We start from the raw sequence: 16,667 nt of genomic DNA on the forward strand, positions 1-16,667 counted from the left end.
AGGGAAACCATGGATTTTAAGGAGGTAATGGAGCAGCGGTACCATCAGCTGCTCAGTCGTTATATCAGTGATTTAACTGAAACATCGCTTTATCAAGCTCAAAAATTTAGCCGTAAAACCATTGAGCATCAAATACCTCCTGAAGAAATAGTGAGTGTTCACCGAAAAGTGATTCAGGAGCTTTACCCTGATTTGCCGGAAGATGTTTTTCATTCACTAGACTTCTTAATTGAAGTCATGATTGGGTACGGACTTGCCTATCAGGAACATTTAACACTTAGAGGCATCCAGCAAGAAATTAAATCAGAAATTGAAATTGCTGCAAATGTTCAGCAAACCCTTCTGGAAACGAAAATTCCAGAAGGAGATACGTTCGATATTGGGGCGATCAGTGTACCGGCAAAACAGATGAGTGGAGATTATTACCACTTTGTGACGGATCACGATACGATTAATATCGCGATCGCAGATGTCATTGGAAAGGGAATCCCGGCTGCGCTTTGTATGTCGATGATCAAATATGCGATGGATTCCTTGCCAGAGTCAGGGAGCGGCCCAACTAAAGTGCTGAAAACCCTAAATCGTGTTGTCGAGCAAAACGTAGACCCAAGTATGTTTATCACCATGTTTTATGGCAGCTATAATAAAGAAACACATGAATTTAAATATGCATCGGCTGGTCATGAGCCGGGCTTTTTCTATTGCAATAAAGAGAATCAATTTTACGATTTAGATGCAAAAGGACTTGTCCTTGGGATCGCACCAGATTTTGATTATAAGCAGTATGAGAAGCATCTGGACGTAGGAGATATGGTGATCTTATTCTCTGATGGTGTCACAGAATCTAAATCAGAGGACGGCTTCTTAGAGCGTGAGGATATCAAAGCGCTGATATCAGAGAACCTATCCTATTCAGCTCAGGAAATGGTGGATGCCATCTATGACAGCTTACTTAAGCTGCAAGAATTCCAGCTGCATGATGATTTTACGTTACTTGTCCTTAAAAGGAAGGTTTAGAAAGTGCATAGACGGGTATATAAAATTCAAGGAAACAAGAATTTCGAGGTGAATGCATAATGAATATGTCTGTAAAAGAGCATCAAATAGATCAAAAAACGAAAATTAGTGTCAGCGGAGAAATCGATGTGTACTCTGCTCCTCAGCTAAGAGAAACACTCATGCCTAAAGCCGAGGCGGGAGAGCATCTTGAAATCTGTTTGAAGGATGTTACGTATATGGATAGTACAGGATTAGGTGTATTTGTTGGGCTGTTTAAAGCAGCTCAAAAAGCAGGTGGAACACTAAAGCTTGAGAACTTGTCAGATCGGCTTGTAAGGTTGTTTGAAATTACTGGATTAAAGGACATCATTGACATTTCTGCAAAGTCAGAGGGTGGGGTACAATGAACGAAACAGTAGATCTAATCGAGATGAAAATACCGGCGAAACCAGAATATGTAGGCATCATTCGCCTGACTCTTTCAGGCGTAGCGAGCCGAATGGGCTATGTCTACGAAGAGATTGAAGACTTAAAAATTGCCGTCAGTGAGGCTTGTACAAATGCAGTTCAGCATGCCTATAAAGGAAAAGACGGTGAAGATGGAGAGGTAGCTGTTCGCTTTCTTGTCTACGAAGATCGTCTAGAAATCATTGTCGCTGACAAAGGCGGTAGCTTTGACTTTAAGCAAAAGCAAGAAGACCTCGGACCGTATACAACTGCTCATACGGTGGATCAATTGGCAGAAGGAGGTCTTGGTTTATACTTAATGCAAACATTGATGGATGAAGTCGAGGTGCAAGCAAACTCCGGAGTTACCGTTGCGATGACAAAGTTTTTAAACAGGGAGCGAGTTGACCATGACACAACCATCCAAAACTATGAAACTAACTAAAGATGAAGTGGATCGCCTTATCCAAAGCTATCAATCCAATCAAGATGAGCAGGCGCAGCTCACGCTGGTCGAATGCTATACAAACTTGGTCGATATGCTGGCAAAAAAATATTCAAAAGGAAAAAGCTTTCATGAGGATCTCAGACAAGTTGGAATGATTGGTTTACTTGGCGCCATTAAGCGATATGATCCGCTCGTCGGTAAATCATTTGAAGCCTTTGCTATTCCAACCATTATCGGGGAAATCAAACGCTTTTTACGGGATAAAACATGGAGTGTCCATGTACCAAGGCGAATCAAAGAGCTTGGACCAAGAATCAAGATGGCCGTTGATCATCTAACAACAGAGACGCAAAAGTCACCGAAAGTCCAAGAGATTGCAGAATACCTAGATGTGACAGAGGAAGAAGTTCTGGAAACCATGGAGATGGGCAAAAGCTATCAAGCACTGTCTGTTGACCAAGGCGTAGAGGCTGATTCTGAAGGAAGTACAGTCACCATTTTAGACGTTGTCGGCTCACAAGAAGAGGGCTACGAGCGTGTAAACCAAAAAATGATGCTTGAGAGTGTGCTTCATGTTCTGACAGATCGAGAAAAAGAGATTATCAACCTGACTTATTTACAAAATAAGAGTCAGAAAGAAACAGGCGATTTATTAGGGATATCCCAAATGCATGTATCGAGACTGCAACGGAAGGCAGTTAAAAAGCTACGAGATGCATTATCAGAAGATGCGTCTATGGAGCTAGGGTAATGAAACAGATTGAACAGCATGAGCATGTGAATGCCATTATCTATCAATCGAATAAAGAAGGGAAATCATGCTGCGGGGACAGTTTTTTTATTAAAGCAGATGATGAAGAACTAATTTGTGCTGTGGCAGACGGATTAGGCAGCGGTCAGTTCGCCAATGAATCATCTTCTTTAGTCAGCGAAATTGTCGAAGAATATGGACATGAGGATATGACGACCCTCATTGACAGATGCAATCAGGCGATGAAAAATAAACGCGGAGCCACTGTTGGGATCTTAAAGGTGAATTTTTCCCAGCAGCAGTTTACCTATTGTTCGGTTGGTAATATTCGGTTCATCTTGAATGCCCCTTCTGGCGACTATATTTATCCACTTCCTACATCAGGATACTTATCAGGGAAACCTAGAAAATATAAAACATACACCTATTCCTACGAAAAAGGATCGACATTCATTATGTATTCAGACGGACTGAATGTGCCAAACATGAGAATGTGTTTAAAGCATAGTCATTCAGTTGAAGATATTGCCAAACAACTTGAAACATATACACAAGACAAGAAGGACGATCTCACCTATGTACTTGGTCAGCTTACGTAAAATAGCTGACCTTTTTTCTGTTTTACCGATTTTTTTGATACACTAAAAGAGAAGACACAGTGAGAGGATGCAAAGTATGAAGACATCTGACTTTTTATTGAAACAAATTGCAACAGAATTAAAGCTTTCAACCAAACAAATTGAAAGTGTCATCAAGCTCTTAGAGGATGGCAACACCGTCCCGTTTATTGCCCGTTACCGGAAAGAGCAGACAGGCTCGCTGGATGAGGTGCAAATTCAAACCATTTCAGAGCGCTATACATATATCCAAAATGTCATGAACCGAAAAGAAGAAGTCATCCGGTTAATCGCAGAACAAGACAAACTGACGGATGAATTAAAACAAAAAATTGAGCAGGCTCATAAACTGCAAGAGGTCGAAGATTTATACCGGCCATTCAAACAAAAACGTAAAACAAAGGCAAATGTAGCCAAAGCAAAAGGGCTTGAGCCGCTGGCGGAATATATACTCACATTGCCAAGCGATGAGATCGAGAAAAAGGCCGCTTCTTTTATCAACGAAGATAAAGAAGTAACAAGTGTAGAAGAGGCGCTTGAAGGTGCGCAGCATATCATTGCTGAACAGCTGGCAGATGATCCTGATATGCGGAAATGGATTCGTAGCGAAACGTACCAAAAGGGTAGTCTGATCACATCAGGAAAAGACATCGAAAACGATGAGAAAAATGTCTATGAAATGTATTACGATTATCAAGAGCCGATCAAAAAGATAGTGCCGCACCGTGTACTAGCGGTGAATCGCGGAGAGAAAGAAGGCATCTTAAAGGCAGCCATCGAGCCGCCTGCTGAAAATATTCGTTTCTATCTCGACAAACAAGTCATAAAAGGCAAACAGACGACGGCGAGACCGTTTATCGAAGCGGCAATTGACGATGCATATAAACGTCTTATCCAGCCATCCATCGAACGAGAAATCCGCAAAGAGCTGACAGAAAAAGCAGAAGAACAAGCGATTCATATTTTCGCTGAAAACTTAAGAAAACTGCTGCTTCAGCCGCCGATGAAAGGGAAGCGTGTACTTGGAGTCGATCCTGCATTTCGGACAGGCTGTAAGTTAGCCGTCGTGGATGATACAGGTAAAGTCCATCATATCGGCGTCATTTACCCGCATCCGCCAGTGCAGAAAAAAGCGGAAGCGAAACAAAAAGTGAAAGAGATCATTCAATCATCAAATATTGAAGTCATTGCGATTGGAAACGGAACAGCCTCAAGAGAGACTGAACAATTCATTGCAGACCTCATTCAAGAGCTGGATCAGCCGGTCTCCTATTTGATTGTGAATGAAGCAGGAGCAAGTGTATACTCTGCGTCTGCACTGGCGAGAGAAGAGTTTCCAGACCTGCAAGTCGAAGAACGAAGCGCTATATCCATTGCTCGAAGATTACAAGATCCTTTAGCAGAACTCGTGAAAATTGATCCGAAATCTGTCGGGGTAGGCCAATACCAGCATGACGTGAGCCAAAAGCAATTAAACAGCTCGTTAACCTTCGTGGTGGAGACAGTCGTCAACCAAGTCGGTGTGAACGTCAATACGGCTTCACAGGCGCTGCTGCAATATGTGTCAGGTCTTTCAAAAGCCGTTGCAGGGAATATCATCAAGCGCCGCGAAGAGATTGGAAGATTCACAAGCAGAAAAGAATTAAAGGACATTCCAAGACTTGGGGCTAAAACTTATGAGCAGTGTATTGGTTTCCTACGCATCGCAGATGGACAAGATCCACTCGATCGGACAGGCATTCACCCAGAGAGCTATAAAGAAACAAAACAGTTCTTACGCATGATCAAGATGACGCCAGATGATCTTGGCACAGAGCAGTTAAAGGAGAAAATCGCAGAGGTTAAGCTGGATGAAGCAGCAGAGCAGCTTGATATTGGCATCATCACACTACAAGATATCGTCGATCAGCTGACAAGACCTGAGCGTGATCCGCGCGATGAAGTACCAAAACCTCTTTTGAAAACAGATGTGTTGAAATTGGAGGACTTGAAGCAAGGAATGGAGCTGCAAGGAACGGTAAGAAACGTCGTAGACTTCGGCGCATTCGTTGATATTGGCGTCAAGCAGGACGGGCTTGTCCATATTTCTAAGCTCAGCAACCGTTTTGTAAAGCACCCGCTTGACGTTGTATCAGTTGGTGACATTGTGACTGTATGGGTGGACTCCGTTGACCAGGCAAAAGGCCGCGTTGCCCTCTCCATGCTGAAACCAGAATAAACAAAAAAACGAGGCGCACCTCAGGATGGGGTGTGCCTTGATGCGACTGAATGTTTTTTTCTGTAGAAGTACCAGCATTGATTTAGCAACTTGATTTGGTAATGATTTTTTTCAAAAAAAGCCTTCTGCATCTGATTTTTCAGCCAGTTGGGCATCGCCCATTCCTCCTTTGATCGAAACAGTGGGTGTACCTTCAATGTATGCAAAGGGGAAATTGTCCCGTTCGAGGTTTTTATAGAAAGGAACGATCTTGATTGAAGGAGAGCGAGCTACAGCAGTTAACAGAACTTATTTCTGAGCAGTTCTTTGGTAAGGCATTCCGCCATCAGGCTGTTTTTAATGACCGTCTCAAAACGACAGGCGGGCGATATTTACTTGGAACACACAATATCGAACTGAACCGCCGATACCTAGAGGAACATGGACGAGAAGAATTAATCGGAATCATCAAGCATGAGCTGTGTCATTATCATCTGCATCTTGAGGGGAAAGGCTATCAGCATCGTGACCGTTCCTTTAAAGAGTTATTAAAACAAGTAGGAGCCCCGCGTTTTTGTACACCGCTAAAGACCGTACAAAATAAAAGACGTGTACAGAAACGACAAGAATATGTTTGCACAGGATGCGGTCAGTATTTTATTAGAAAAAGGCGAATTGATACCTCTCGTTATGTGTGCGGCGTCTGCAAAGGAAAATTAAAATGGCAGCGTACAATCGGTTCAGATTGATAAGCATTCCTTTATGGGATGCTTTTTTTGTGAGAAGAAGTAGACATATTGAGACAAATAGAGATTCAAGTCTCATTTTGTCTCTTTTTTGATCGAAGTGATTCGCTCAAAACTTAAGTTTTCAAGTGCCGTGATGTTGGCACGCTTTTTGCTTGTATAGAAGTGCAAGCAAAAAAGATAGGAGGTTTTATCATGGAAATGGCACTCACAAAAGAAAAAGCCGTTTGGATGTATCAAAAAATGCAGGAAATTCGCCAATTTGAAGATCAAGTACACACGCTTTTTACAAAAGGGATCTTGCCAGGATTTGTCCATCTTTATGCTGGTGAAGAAGCTGTTGCTGTAGGTGTCTGCGCTCATCTGAATGAACAAGACAGTATTACAAGTACACATCGCGGCCACGGTCATTGTATCGCGAAGGGCTGTGATCTAAAAGGAATGATGGCAGAAATATATGGAAAAGCCACAGGTCTTTGTAAAGGAAAAGGTGGATCTATGCACATTGCAGATTTTGATAAAGGAATGCTCGGTGCCAACGGAATTGTTGGAGGCGGCTTTCCACTTGCGTGCGGGGCAGCCCTCACAGCAAAATATAAAAAGACAGAAAATGTAAGCGTTTGCTTTTTTGGGGATGGTGCAAACAATCAAGGGACTTTCCACGAAGGAATCAATCTCGCGGCCATCTGGAAACTGCCAGTCATTTTCATCGCAGAAAACAATGGTTACGGGGAAGCGACGCCATTTTCTTATGCTTCAAGCTGTAAATCGATTGTGGATCGAGCTGCCAGTTATGGTATTCCGGGTATGCAAGTAGATGGAAAAGATGTGACAGCCGTTTATCAAGCAGCAGAACAAGCGATAGAACGAGCAAAAAATGGAGAAGGTCCGACATTGATTGAATGCATGACATATCGGAATTATGGTCATTTTGAAGGAGACGCTCAGCGCTACAAAACCAATCAAGAAAAAACCGAACATCAAGAGGAGAAAGATGCCATCACTCTTTTTAAAAATGAATTATTAAAGCAGCAGCTGCTCACGGATCAAGAAATATTAAGTATTGAAGCGGCTGTAGCAGATGCGATAGATGAAGCCGTAAGATTCAGTGAAGAAAGTGAATATCCCGATCATACGGAATTGCTGACTGATGTGTATGTTTCGTATCAATAAATCTGAAAGGGGAGAGGGAAATGGCAAGGGAAATTAGCATGTCTAGTGCTTTGAATGAAGCGATTAAACTGGCAATGAGAAGAGACGAAGATGTCATTTTAATGGGGGAAGATGTTGCGGGAGGCGCTCATGTAGATCACTTACAAGATGATGAAGCATGGGGCGGTGTTCTTGGTGTAACGAAAGGAATCGTCCAGGAATTCGGACGTGAGCGTGTACTTGATACACCAATTAGTGAAGCTGGCTATGTAGGCGCGGCCATGGCAGCTGCTTCAACAGGGCTAAGACCAATTGCGGAACTTATGTTTAATGATTTTATCGGTACTTGTCTCGACCAAGTGCTGAATCAAGGGGCAAAATTTAGATACATGTTTGGCGGAAAAGCAGAGGTACCAATCACGATTAGAACGACACATGGGGCGGGTTTTAGAGCAGCAGCTCAGCACTCGCAAAGTTTGTATGCGCTATTTACAAGCATCCCAGGATTGAAAGTAGTTGTACCTTCTTCCCCTTATGATGCCAAAGGGCTGCTGCTGGCAGCGATCGAGGATCAGGACCCTGTCATCTTTTTTGAAGACAAGACGCTTTACAATATCACAGGAGATGTGCCGGAAAGGTATTACACACTGCCGCTTGGGAAAGCAGATGTGAAGAGAGAGGGATCTGATGTAACCATCTTTGCAGTAGGTAAACAAGTGCATACAGCACTCGAAGCGGCAGAGCAATTAGCTGCCCAAGGTATTGAAGCTGAAGTGATTGATCCAAGAAGCTTGTCGCCGCTTGATGAAGAGGCCATTCTGGCTTCAGTAGAAAAAACAAATCGACTTGTCATTGTCGATGAAGCAAATCCAAGGTGCGGAATTGCCGCAGATATCTCTTCTTTGGTTGCGGATAAAGGATTTGATTTACTTGACGCGCCAATCAAAAAAGTGACGGCTCCTCATACGCCGGTACCATTTTCACCACCTCTTGAAGATATATATCTGCCAACACCTGATAAAGTTGTGAACACTGTATTAGAGATGATTGGCAAGAGTCATGACAAGATCTTGAACTAGAGAAAGGAGAGAGGGAGATGGCTGTCGAAGTTGTGATGCCTAAATTGGGCATGTCGATGAAAGAAGGAACGGTATCTGTCTGGAATAAAGAGGTCGGTGAGACCGTAAATAAAGGAGAAAGCATTGCAAGCATCAACTCAGAAAAAATTGAAATGGAGATTGAATCACCTGCTGAAGGAACCATATTGGATATAAAAGTGCCCGAGGGAGAAGGTGTACCGCCTGGCACGGTCATCTGTTATATCGGTGAAGGAAATGAACAAGTGAAGGAAAAGAAAGAAAGAGACATCCAGCCAAAACCAAAGAAAGAGAGAAAGAAAATCTCCCCTGTTGCCCGCAAAATGGCGAATAGCGCCAACCTAGACATTGATACGCTGGTGGGGACAGGGCCAGGTGGAAGAATTACGAAAGAGGATGTGCTAAATGCCCTTCCTGAACGGAAAGAGACAAAACAAAACGAGACAGAGCATCAGCCAATGAACATGATGCGGAAAACAATTGCCTCAAGAATGATGGAAAGCCTGCAAACAAGTGCACAATTAACCATTACGATAAAATCGGACGTGACAAAACTGACAAACTTACAACAACAGCTGAATGAAACAGCCATCGCACGTTACGAGACAAAGTTGACCATCACCGATTTTGTAGCCAAAGCAGCGATCCTTTCGTTGTTAGAACATCATGCAATGAATAGTCAATATCATAACGGAGTTGTGGAAACCTTTGAGAATGTTCATCTTGGGATTGCTGCTGCGTTAGATAACGGATTGGCTGTACCAGTCATTCAGCATGCGGAGCGGTTAACGCTGATAGAGCTGGCGAAGAGCATTAAATTGTATGGCAAAAAAGCACGTGAAGGGAAGCTTCTTCATGACGAAATCAGAGGTTCTACCTTTACCATCACCAATCTTGGAGCGTATGGCGTAGAGCATTTCACGCCAATTTTGAATCCGCCGGAAGCGGGGATCCTTGGTATCGGAACAATGTATGACACCCCTGTTTATCGAGAGGATGAATTGTGTAAAGGAACCATCTTGCCACTTAGTCTTACGTTTGACCACCGCGTGCTGGACGGGGCACCTGCGTCTGCATTTTTATCAACAGTCAAAGCACACTTAGAAGAACCAATATCCATTCTTTTATAGGAAGAAGGTGAATGTACCATGACACTGGTCATTATAGGAGGCGGACCAGCAGGTTATGTGGCGGCCATAACAGCCGCCCGTTTTGGCAGGGAGGTTGTGTTAATTGATCAAGGTCAGCTGGGAGGTACCTGCCTCAATGAAGGCTGTATCCCGACCAAAGCACTTTTGCAAAGCGCCGATATGTATGAGCATGTGAAATCGGCTGTACATTTTGGTATAGAGCTTCCAGAACATGAGCCTACCATCCATTGGAATGTTGTCCAAAAACGGAAGCAGTCTGTCGTCAAACAGCTCACTGATGGTGTTCGTTACTTGATGAATAAAAACAAAATCACCGTAGTAAATGGGAAGGCTTCATTTCTATCAGCACATGAGCTATTCATAGAAAGTGAAGGAAAGTCTGAAATCATTCAAGCAAAGCAAATCATTATTGCAACAGGGGCTGCGCCTGCTGCTTTACCGTTTGCACCTTTTGATGGCGAATGGATCATTCACAGTAAGGATGCCATGTCACTTTCTTCGATCCCAGACTCACTTTGTATCATTGGGGGCGGGGTGATCGGCTGTGAGTTTGCGAGCATCTTTAGCAGAATGGGATCAAAGGTTGTCATGATTGAACGGGCTCTGCACATTTTACCCGAAGAAGATCGGGAAATCGCACAATGTCTTCACGAACAGCTCGAAGAAACGGGTGTAGACATTTTAACGGCCGCCGCAGTTAAACAGCTTGATTCCACTTCAAGAAAAGTAGTGGTAGAGAATAATCAAGGAGAGCGGTGTGACATCCAGTCGGACCTATGCTTAGTGGCGATTGGCAGAACTCCGCAACTTGAAGAGTTGAATCTTGATCAGATTGGAATTGAATTTGATAGAAACGGAATCTACGTCAATGAACATATGCAAACCAATCTCCCGCATATTTATGCGTGCGGTGATGTGACAGGTGGTGTCCAGCTTGCTCATACTGCCTTTCATGAAGGAACGGTTGCGGCATCCCATGCGGCAGGTGAACATATAAAGGTCAATGAACAAGTGATTCCAAGGTGCATCTACACCTCTCCAGAAATCGCCAGTGTTGGTTTAAATGAAGAGAGTGCTAGAAAACAATATGAGGAGATTCGTATCGGGACATGTGCTTTTTCTGCAAATGGAAAGGCATTGATCTTAAATCAACCAGTCGGTCAAGTAAAGGTCATTGTAGAACCGCAATATCAAGAAATATTAGGCATTTCAATCATCGGACCGCATGCAACAGAACTGATTGGACAAGCGGCGGTGATGATGCATACCGAGCTGACCGCTGATACATTAGAGCAGTTTATTGCGGCACATCCGACACTGTCAGAGGCAATACATGAAGCCTTGCTGCAAACCATTGGCCGAGCGGTGCACTGCTGATCAAGACTCCTTTTCTATCCGAAAGACTTCTTGAGGGTTAGCCAATGATGATTGAAAGCGCTTTTATATTTAACTATAATGAATAAAAAGCCCCCAGAGGAGAGGATGGAATGAATCCGACGCCTTGTTATTTAAATACGTGGAAACGTTTTGTTCGTGAAGGTTTGCTTGATCAGTCTCGTCTGAATAAGAGAGTAGCAGAATCATGGCACAGGTGTAAACAGGCAAATGTGAATCCGTATTTAGATAAAGGACAGTCGTTGTTAGAAAAGGAATTATTCAGTGCCCAAAAAAAGAAATATTCATTATTCCTAAATGCGGCTCTTCCTTACTTAAATAAAATCAGTCAGCAATTAAAAGAATCTGACATGCTGGCCTTACTCATCGATGCAGACGGTTATGTGCTAAGTCTGGCAGGAAGCGAAAGAACGATGGTGGAGGCAAGAAGAATTAATTTTATGGAGGGTTCGCGCTGGACCGAAACGGAAGTAGGGACAAATGCGATCGGAACGGCACTTGTCATCGGAGAAGCGGTGACGATCAACGGAACGGAGCATTTTTCTATCGCCTCTCATCATTGGAGTTGTTCAGCTGCTCCAATTCGCGATGCAGACGGTACAATCATAGGTGTGATTGACATCTCCTGTATGACGGATAACAAGCACCCTTTTATGCTTGGAATGGCTTCAACGGTTGCTTATGCCATCGAGAGAGACATTCAAGTCCAGCAAAAAAGGAGAGAAATGGAGCTGATCACTCATTGTCTCCAGCAGGTGGAAGCAGACAAACCGTATGTGGTCTGTAATGAAAAAAAGCAAATTGTTTCTGCCAGCAGGTCGATTAGAGACCGATTTTCAGACTGGTATGGAATGGATGTCGAGCGGCTTAAGGATCATTCATTTGTTATTCGGGGAAAGCAGATCATTCAATCAGAGCAAGACGGGAAGGTGCTAGGCATATCCCTTTCCCTTGAAGAAGCAGCGAAAAATGACATCACCGTTTCATTTGCTCAATTTCCCGGGGAATCAGGAACAAGTAAGGTATTTCAACAAACACTTAGTCAGATGAAGAAAGCGGCACAAACAGATGCTCATGTATATATTTGGGGAGAAACAGGGACAGGAAAGGAACTTGCCGCTAGAGCCATTCACTCCGCCAGTGAAAGGCATAAAGGGCCGTTTATTGCTGTTAATTGCGGAGCCATTCCTGAAAGCCTGTTAGAAAGTGAGCTGTTTGGCTATGCTGAAGGGGCTTTTACAGGGGCGAAACGTCACGGAGCTAAAGGGAAATTTGAACAAGCCCATAAAGGAACGCTCTTTTTAGATGAAATAGGCGAAATCCCATATGCGATGCAAGTAGCGCTTCTTCGGGTGATAGAAGAAAGGGCAGTCGTACCGCTCGGAGGGACACACGAAATCCCTTTGGATATTCGGATCATCACAGCGACTCACCGTAATATGAACGAACTGCTGAAAGAAGGAAAAATACGAGAAGACTTGTATTACCGTCTTCATGTCTATCCGATCAACATCCCGCCGCTTAGAGAAAGAAAAGAAGACATTCATGATTTATATCGTTATTACCAAAAAAAGCACCACTGGAATGCAGCGTTTCCTGAATCATTTTTTCAGAAATTGCAGGAGTATCACTGGCCAGGTAACATACGAGAGCTTTTTAACCTGTTTGAACATTTAAGGGTTCTCTTTCCGAATGGTGGATGGATTGGTGAATCGCAATATGCTTCAGTATTAGAGTCGATTGATCATAAAAAGCAGAAGCTTCATCTAGCGGAGTATACGAAGACTCCAAAAGAACTCACATTCAGGGAACGGATTCAAAAGCAAACAGTGGTAGACGCACTGCATAAAACGAAAGGTCATGTGTCAGAAGCAGCGAGGCTATCAGGAGTGCCAAGAAGTACTTTTTATAAGTGGATGCGAAAGTTTCATCTGTCTTAATCTCATGGAAGGCCGCATCAAGGCCCTTGGTCTACGTGAAGAGGCCCAGGGCTTTCTGCCATGTTAAACAAATGGCATGGAAAAAGGCTTGACTGTTATATTAGTATATGTTAAATTATAAAAGCCGTCGCAAATGAAGCAGGAATGAAAAGCTTAAAAATTCTTGACACATTTTTCTGGCATATATATAATGAAACATGTCTTATTATTCCGCAGTAGCTCAGTGGTAGAGCTATCGGCTGTTAACCGATCGGTCGTAGGTTCGAGTCCTACCTGCGGAGCCATAATGGAGAAGTACTCAAGTGGCTGAAGAGGCGCCCCTGCTAAGGGTGTAGGTCGCGTAAGCGGCGCGAGGGTTCAAATCCCTCCTTCTCCGCCATTATTTTATGGCCCGTTGGTCAAGCGGTTAAGACACCGCCCTTTCACGGCGGTAACACGGGTTCGAATCCCGTACGGGTCATGTTTTGTTATTTTTGATTCGTTGGGCTATAGCCAAGCGGTAAGGCAACGGACTTTGACTCCGTCATGCGTTGGTTCGAATCCAGCTAGCCCAGCCATTTTTTAATATGTTTTTCTGCATAGCAGATGAGCCATTAGCTCAGTTGGTAGAGCATCTGACTTTTAATCAGAGGGTCGAAGGTTCGAGTCCTTCATGGCTCACCATTGTCACGCGGGTGTGGCGGAATTGGCAGACGCGCTAGACTTAGGATCTAGTGTCTTTATGACGTGGGGGTTCAAGTCCCTTCACCCGCATTGTTTTTTCAAACAGTGCACTTATGAATATATGAGCACATCATACACGCGGTCGTGGCGGAATGGCAGACGCGCTAGGTTGAGGGCCTAGTGGGTGAATAACCCGTGGAGGTTCAAGTCCTCTCGGCCGCATCAATGATACCAAGGGTTTATAGACCTTTGGTTTTTTGTCTTATCTAAATGTTGCTGGCAGGTTAGTAGAAGCTTCACCGAAAGCAAAAAGTAGAGTATAAAATGAATGAGAGCGTATTAGATGCGTTCTTACATTAATGCTAAGTTCTCCATCTCACAATCAACAAAGGATGCTTTACATGATGATGACAAGGGAAACTTTGGTGTTGCTTTGGCATTTGACGAACCGAATGAAAGGGAATATGTCTTGAAATGGATGAATCTTGAACCAAGTATAGAAAATCAAAGCTGCTTGGGTCAATGTTTCAAGGTCAATGTCTGTTTAAAGACATTTACGGGCGTACCTCTAAAATCTTAATTGAATGCCTGTTTGAAGAGTGGATGGGGGCTTTCCAGACCTGAAGTGGCATATGCTGAAGAGATGTATTTATAAATACCATGAGGGTTATAAATGATTACGCTGTTTTATATGTAATTTGTTGTTTTATTTATGCGAATATATGTTATTTGTATTTTATTGATGCTATAATGAACTTGCATAACTCTTACACTTGTGATTGAAGTACAGCTAATGAGTGCCTCTTTTTTTAAAAAAATTGAAGCGCAACAAATAATTAAAAAACTCTTACATTGCGATATTGAAGAGCGACAAATAATTCAAGTTCTCTTACACTTCCGATGAAGTCTTCTAGAAGTAGATGGAGGAAATAAAGAAAGACCCGAATATCGGGTCCATCATTTCTCAAAAACTATGCCTTTTTCTTTCGTTTTTTGAATAAAACGAAGATTGTTGCTACAGACGCGACTATGCTTAAGCAAGTAGCGACTATATTTAAAAGGATCATAGTTTCACCTCCCATTTTTGGGACGTTGGAATACATGCTACTGCAATAGCGTGTATTCTTTTTCTATTGTACCTTGTTTTATGCTTTTGTTGAAACCCAAAAAACGTGACTGCTAGATTAGCAACCATGTTTTTCTTTTTATAACTACAATTTTGTTAAACAAAATGCAATGATTAAGGGGAAAGGGAAATTAATAGCCACAAAAAATGAATTTGATTGTATAAAAGAATAGCTTTAAAAATGTAGTCGTTCATAAATGAGCGACTTTTTTTATTAGGAAATTAGGAGGTTGAAATGAAGAGGATAAACTTTATAATACTTTTTCTAGCTCTAATGATGTTGGTTTATTCTGTAATTTTATGGAAGTGAACCAAGATGTATTGTTGTATTATCAGCTGTTGGATTTTAGACATGAATTAATGCTCTCTTATATGAATGCAAATGGATTTAAAGAAGTTAATGAAACATACGAACACTTGCGGCAAAATGAAGGGAATCTCACAGGCATGTTGGAATACTATTTCTTCTTTTTATGGGGATGTATGAATTCAGAAGGCATGAGTTAACCACTGTCATAAGTGCTTACAGAATAGCGGAGACTAAATTAAACGATATTGAAGATGAGATTGAACATGCTGAATTCTACTTTAAAATTTCAGAAGTTTATTATTATATGAAGCAAACCTTCTTTTCTTTGAATTATGCTAAGAAGGCTCTTAGGATTTACAGTAAATATGATACCTACCATGATCATATTATCCATGTTCAATGCATTATAGCTGGAAATTTGATGGACATCTTAGATTATGAGGGAGCACTTAGCCAATTCAAAGAAAATCTGAGGATCGCCCAAAAAATAAACAAAGAGTATTTAGAAGGTACATCTTATATGAATTTGGGAATTTGCTTTAATGCTCGTGGAGACTATGAAGCAGCAGAAAGTTATTTAAAGTGTGCTCTTGAAATTTTTGAAGAAGGGAACCACAGCTTTTTGCCGAAAACAATATTTAATATGGCTCATGTTTTATGCAAGGATAACAGAACGACTGAAGATAAGGTTTATGTAAAAAAGGTATTTCTTTGGCTCAAATGAATAATGATGTTGAATATATTTCGAAATTTAATATTCTTCAAGGTCTGTATATAAAAGAAGATAAGCATTTGCTAGACCAATGTTTTGCATTCTTTAAAAGTAGGCAAATGTATGGTGATATTGAAGACTTTGCATTAGAAGCAGCTGAATACTTTAGAAGAGCTGGAAGATTTGAAATGGCTAGTGACTATTATCATATTGTCAATCTAGCTAGAACAGAAATTAAAAAAGGAGAAGTCATATATGAAAATGAAAATGATTATCTTGGCATTAATGATAGTCGTGGGCATAGCGATCTCGGGTGATTTATCAAAAAATGATAGTGCTTACTATAATAGAATATTTAGTGGAGAATCAAAAATTTTAGCTGAGCGTGTAGGAAGTTAATAAGGTTTACAAATTATTCAGCTGAAAATGTTCTTTAAATGTCCATTTTTTGATTATTAATAAGAACATGGAGAAAAGAGGTATGAACTTTGAAGAACCTTTTTATTTCCCTTAATATAGTTGCCTTTCTTTTGTTGACTGCGTGTGGAGGAAATAAATACGATGATGCGATTGATAATGTAATAAAAAAATATAAACTCTCTTTAATTGAGAGTGGATATGATACGGAAGAAGTTGAAAGGGATAATCCCTTAGTTCGTGTATATGATGGTGGTAAATATATTAAGTTTGTTTTTTATAATGATGATTCCTTGAACTATACCTCGTATATATACTATGAAAAAATGGGAGATGATTACGAAGAAATGGCTAATATGCCCGCTAATGGAGATGGGGATCGACTTGGTTTATATATGAAAAAACCTGATTATGAAGAAGTTAAAGGGAAAGAAACAAAATTGGAAAAGTAGATTTCATGTCTATTCCTTAACTTATGTGGAAAAGTATTTACAATTTG

General features: G+C 41.7%; 16 protein-coding genes, 7 tRNA genes and 1 pseudogene. 23 read left to right on the top strand and 1 reads right to left on the bottom strand.

What is annotated here, in order from left to right; all coding sequences use genetic code 11:
- Positions 1–9: 9 nt before the first annotated feature.
- The 6 genes from MKX52_RS02505 (at position 10) to MKX52_RS02530 (ending at position 5,480) form a co-directional block, all read left to right on the top strand.
- Entirely contained in the window at positions 10–1,017 is a 1,008-nt protein-coding gene (locus MKX52_RS02505; protein WP_012008997.1) for a PP2C family protein-serine/threonine phosphatase, read from the top strand.
- A 59-nt stretch (positions 1,018–1,076) separates the two neighbouring features.
- Positions 1,077–1,406 carry an anti-sigma factor antagonist gene (locus MKX52_RS02510; RefSeq protein ID WP_012008998.1) on the top strand — a complete coding sequence of 110 codons (330 nt, stop codon included), beginning with the start codon at positions 1,077–1,079 and terminating at the stop codon, positions 1,404–1,406.
- Positions 1,403–1,891 carry an anti-sigma B factor RsbW gene (gene rsbW, locus MKX52_RS02515; protein WP_012008999.1) on the top strand — a complete coding sequence of 163 codons (489 nt, stop codon included), beginning with the start codon at positions 1,403–1,405 and terminating at the stop codon, positions 1,889–1,891. The genes MKX52_RS02510 and rsbW overlap by 4 nt, the downstream gene beginning before the upstream one ends.
- Positions 1,857–2,645 carry an RNA polymerase sigma factor SigB gene (gene sigB / locus MKX52_RS02520; protein ID WP_012009000.1) on the top strand — a complete coding sequence of 263 codons (789 nt, stop codon included), beginning with the start codon at positions 1,857–1,859 and terminating at the stop codon, positions 2,643–2,645. The genes rsbW and sigB overlap by 35 nt, the downstream gene beginning before the upstream one ends.
- Positions 2,645–3,244: a PP2C family serine/threonine-protein phosphatase gene (locus tag MKX52_RS02525; protein WP_012009001.1), complete on the top strand. Its 600-nt coding sequence runs from the start codon at positions 2,645–2,647 to the stop codon at positions 3,242–3,244. The genes sigB and MKX52_RS02525 overlap by 1 nt, the downstream gene beginning before the upstream one ends.
- A 76-nt stretch (positions 3,245–3,320) precedes the next feature.
- On the top strand, positions 3,321–5,480 hold the full coding sequence (locus MKX52_RS02530) for a Tex family protein (protein ID WP_012009002.1): 2,160 nt from the start codon (positions 3,321–3,323) through the stop codon (positions 5,478–5,480).
- Between the two features lie 20 nt (positions 5,481–5,500).
- On the opposite strand, the gene cmpA is transcribed toward MKX52_RS02530, so the two are convergent.
- Positions 5,501–5,635: a cortex morphogenetic protein CmpA gene (gene cmpA / locus MKX52_RS02535; RefSeq protein WP_012009003.1), complete on the bottom strand. Its 135-nt coding sequence runs from the start codon at positions 5,633–5,635 to the stop codon at positions 5,501–5,503.
- A gap of 99 nt (positions 5,636–5,734) precedes the next feature.
- On the opposite strand from cmpA, the gene MKX52_RS02540 reads away from it, so the two are divergent.
- The 17 genes and pseudogenes from MKX52_RS02540 to MKX52_RS02620 all read left to right on the top strand — a co-directional run bounded on the left by MKX52_RS02540 (position 5,735) and on the right by MKX52_RS02620 (position 16,620).
- Positions 5,735–6,208 (top strand): SprT family protein, encoded by a 474-nt coding sequence (locus MKX52_RS02540; RefSeq protein WP_144503900.1) that lies wholly within the window; start codon positions 5,735–5,737, stop codon positions 6,206–6,208.
- Positions 6,209–6,400: 192 nt separating this feature from the next.
- Entirely contained in the window at positions 6,401–7,378 is a 978-nt protein-coding gene (locus tag MKX52_RS02545; RefSeq protein WP_342491413.1) for a thiamine pyrophosphate-dependent dehydrogenase E1 component subunit alpha, read from the top strand.
- A gap of 20 nt (positions 7,379–7,398) precedes the next feature.
- On the top strand, positions 7,399–8,436 hold the full coding sequence (locus MKX52_RS02550; RefSeq protein WP_342491414.1) for an alpha-ketoacid dehydrogenase subunit beta: 1,038 nt from the start codon (positions 7,399–7,401) through the stop codon (positions 8,434–8,436).
- Between the two features lie 17 nt (positions 8,437–8,453).
- On the top strand, positions 8,454–9,584 hold the full coding sequence (locus MKX52_RS02555; protein ID WP_342491415.1) for a dihydrolipoamide acetyltransferase family protein: 1,131 nt from the start codon (positions 8,454–8,456) through the stop codon (positions 9,582–9,584).
- Positions 9,585–9,602: 18 nt separating this feature from the next.
- Complete coding sequence (gene lpdA / locus MKX52_RS02560; RefSeq protein WP_342491416.1) at positions 9,603–10,982, top strand: dihydrolipoyl dehydrogenase; 1,380 nt, start codon at positions 9,603–9,605, stop codon at positions 10,980–10,982.
- A gap of 110 nt (positions 10,983–11,092) precedes the next feature.
- Positions 11,093–12,940 (top strand): sigma-54-dependent Fis family transcriptional regulator, encoded by a 1,848-nt coding sequence (locus MKX52_RS02565; protein ID WP_342491417.1) that lies wholly within the window; start codon positions 11,093–11,095, stop codon positions 12,938–12,940.
- Between the two features lie 209 nt (positions 12,941–13,149).
- Positions 13,150–13,224, top strand: a tRNA-Asn gene (locus MKX52_RS02570).
- 4 nt (positions 13,225–13,228) lie between these two features.
- Positions 13,229–13,319 (top strand) — tRNA-Ser (locus MKX52_RS02575).
- 9 nt (positions 13,320–13,328) lie between these two features.
- Positions 13,329–13,400 (top strand) — tRNA-Glu (locus tag MKX52_RS02580).
- Between the two features lie 22 nt (positions 13,401–13,422).
- Positions 13,423–13,497 (top strand) — tRNA-Gln (locus MKX52_RS02585).
- Positions 13,498–13,527: 30 nt separating this feature from the next.
- Positions 13,528–13,603: transfer RNA gene (locus tag MKX52_RS02590), tRNA-Lys, on the top strand.
- Positions 13,604–13,610: 7 nt separating this feature from the next.
- Positions 13,611–13,693, top strand: a tRNA-Leu gene (locus MKX52_RS02595).
- Between the two features lie 48 nt (positions 13,694–13,741).
- Positions 13,742–13,825, top strand: a tRNA-Leu gene (locus tag MKX52_RS02600).
- A gap of 124 nt (positions 13,826–13,949) precedes the next feature.
- Positions 13,950–14,258: pseudogene (locus MKX52_RS02605) on the top strand (ATP-binding protein); the annotation flags it as partial.
- A gap of 1,085 nt (positions 14,259–15,343) precedes the next feature.
- Positions 15,344–15,763: a tetratricopeptide repeat protein gene (locus MKX52_RS02610; RefSeq protein ID WP_186304921.1), complete on the top strand. Its 420-nt coding sequence runs from the start codon at positions 15,344–15,346 to the stop codon at positions 15,761–15,763.
- Positions 15,751–16,068: a hypothetical protein gene (locus MKX52_RS02615; protein WP_088003293.1), complete on the top strand. Its 318-nt coding sequence runs from the start codon at positions 15,751–15,753 to the stop codon at positions 16,066–16,068. Before MKX52_RS02610 ends, MKX52_RS02615 begins: the two co-directional genes overlap by 13 nt.
- A gap of 171 nt (positions 16,069–16,239) precedes the next feature.
- Positions 16,240–16,620, top strand: coding sequence for a cystatin-like fold lipoprotein (locus MKX52_RS02620; protein WP_342491418.1), 381 nt, complete (start codon positions 16,240–16,242; stop codon positions 16,618–16,620).
- Positions 16,621–16,667: the final 47 nt, after the last annotated feature.

Source organism: Bacillus sp. FSL R5-0422 (assembly GCF_038610765.1).
GTDB classification, from domain to species: Bacteria; Bacillota; Bacilli; order Bacillales; family Bacillaceae; genus Bacillus; species Bacillus pumilus_O.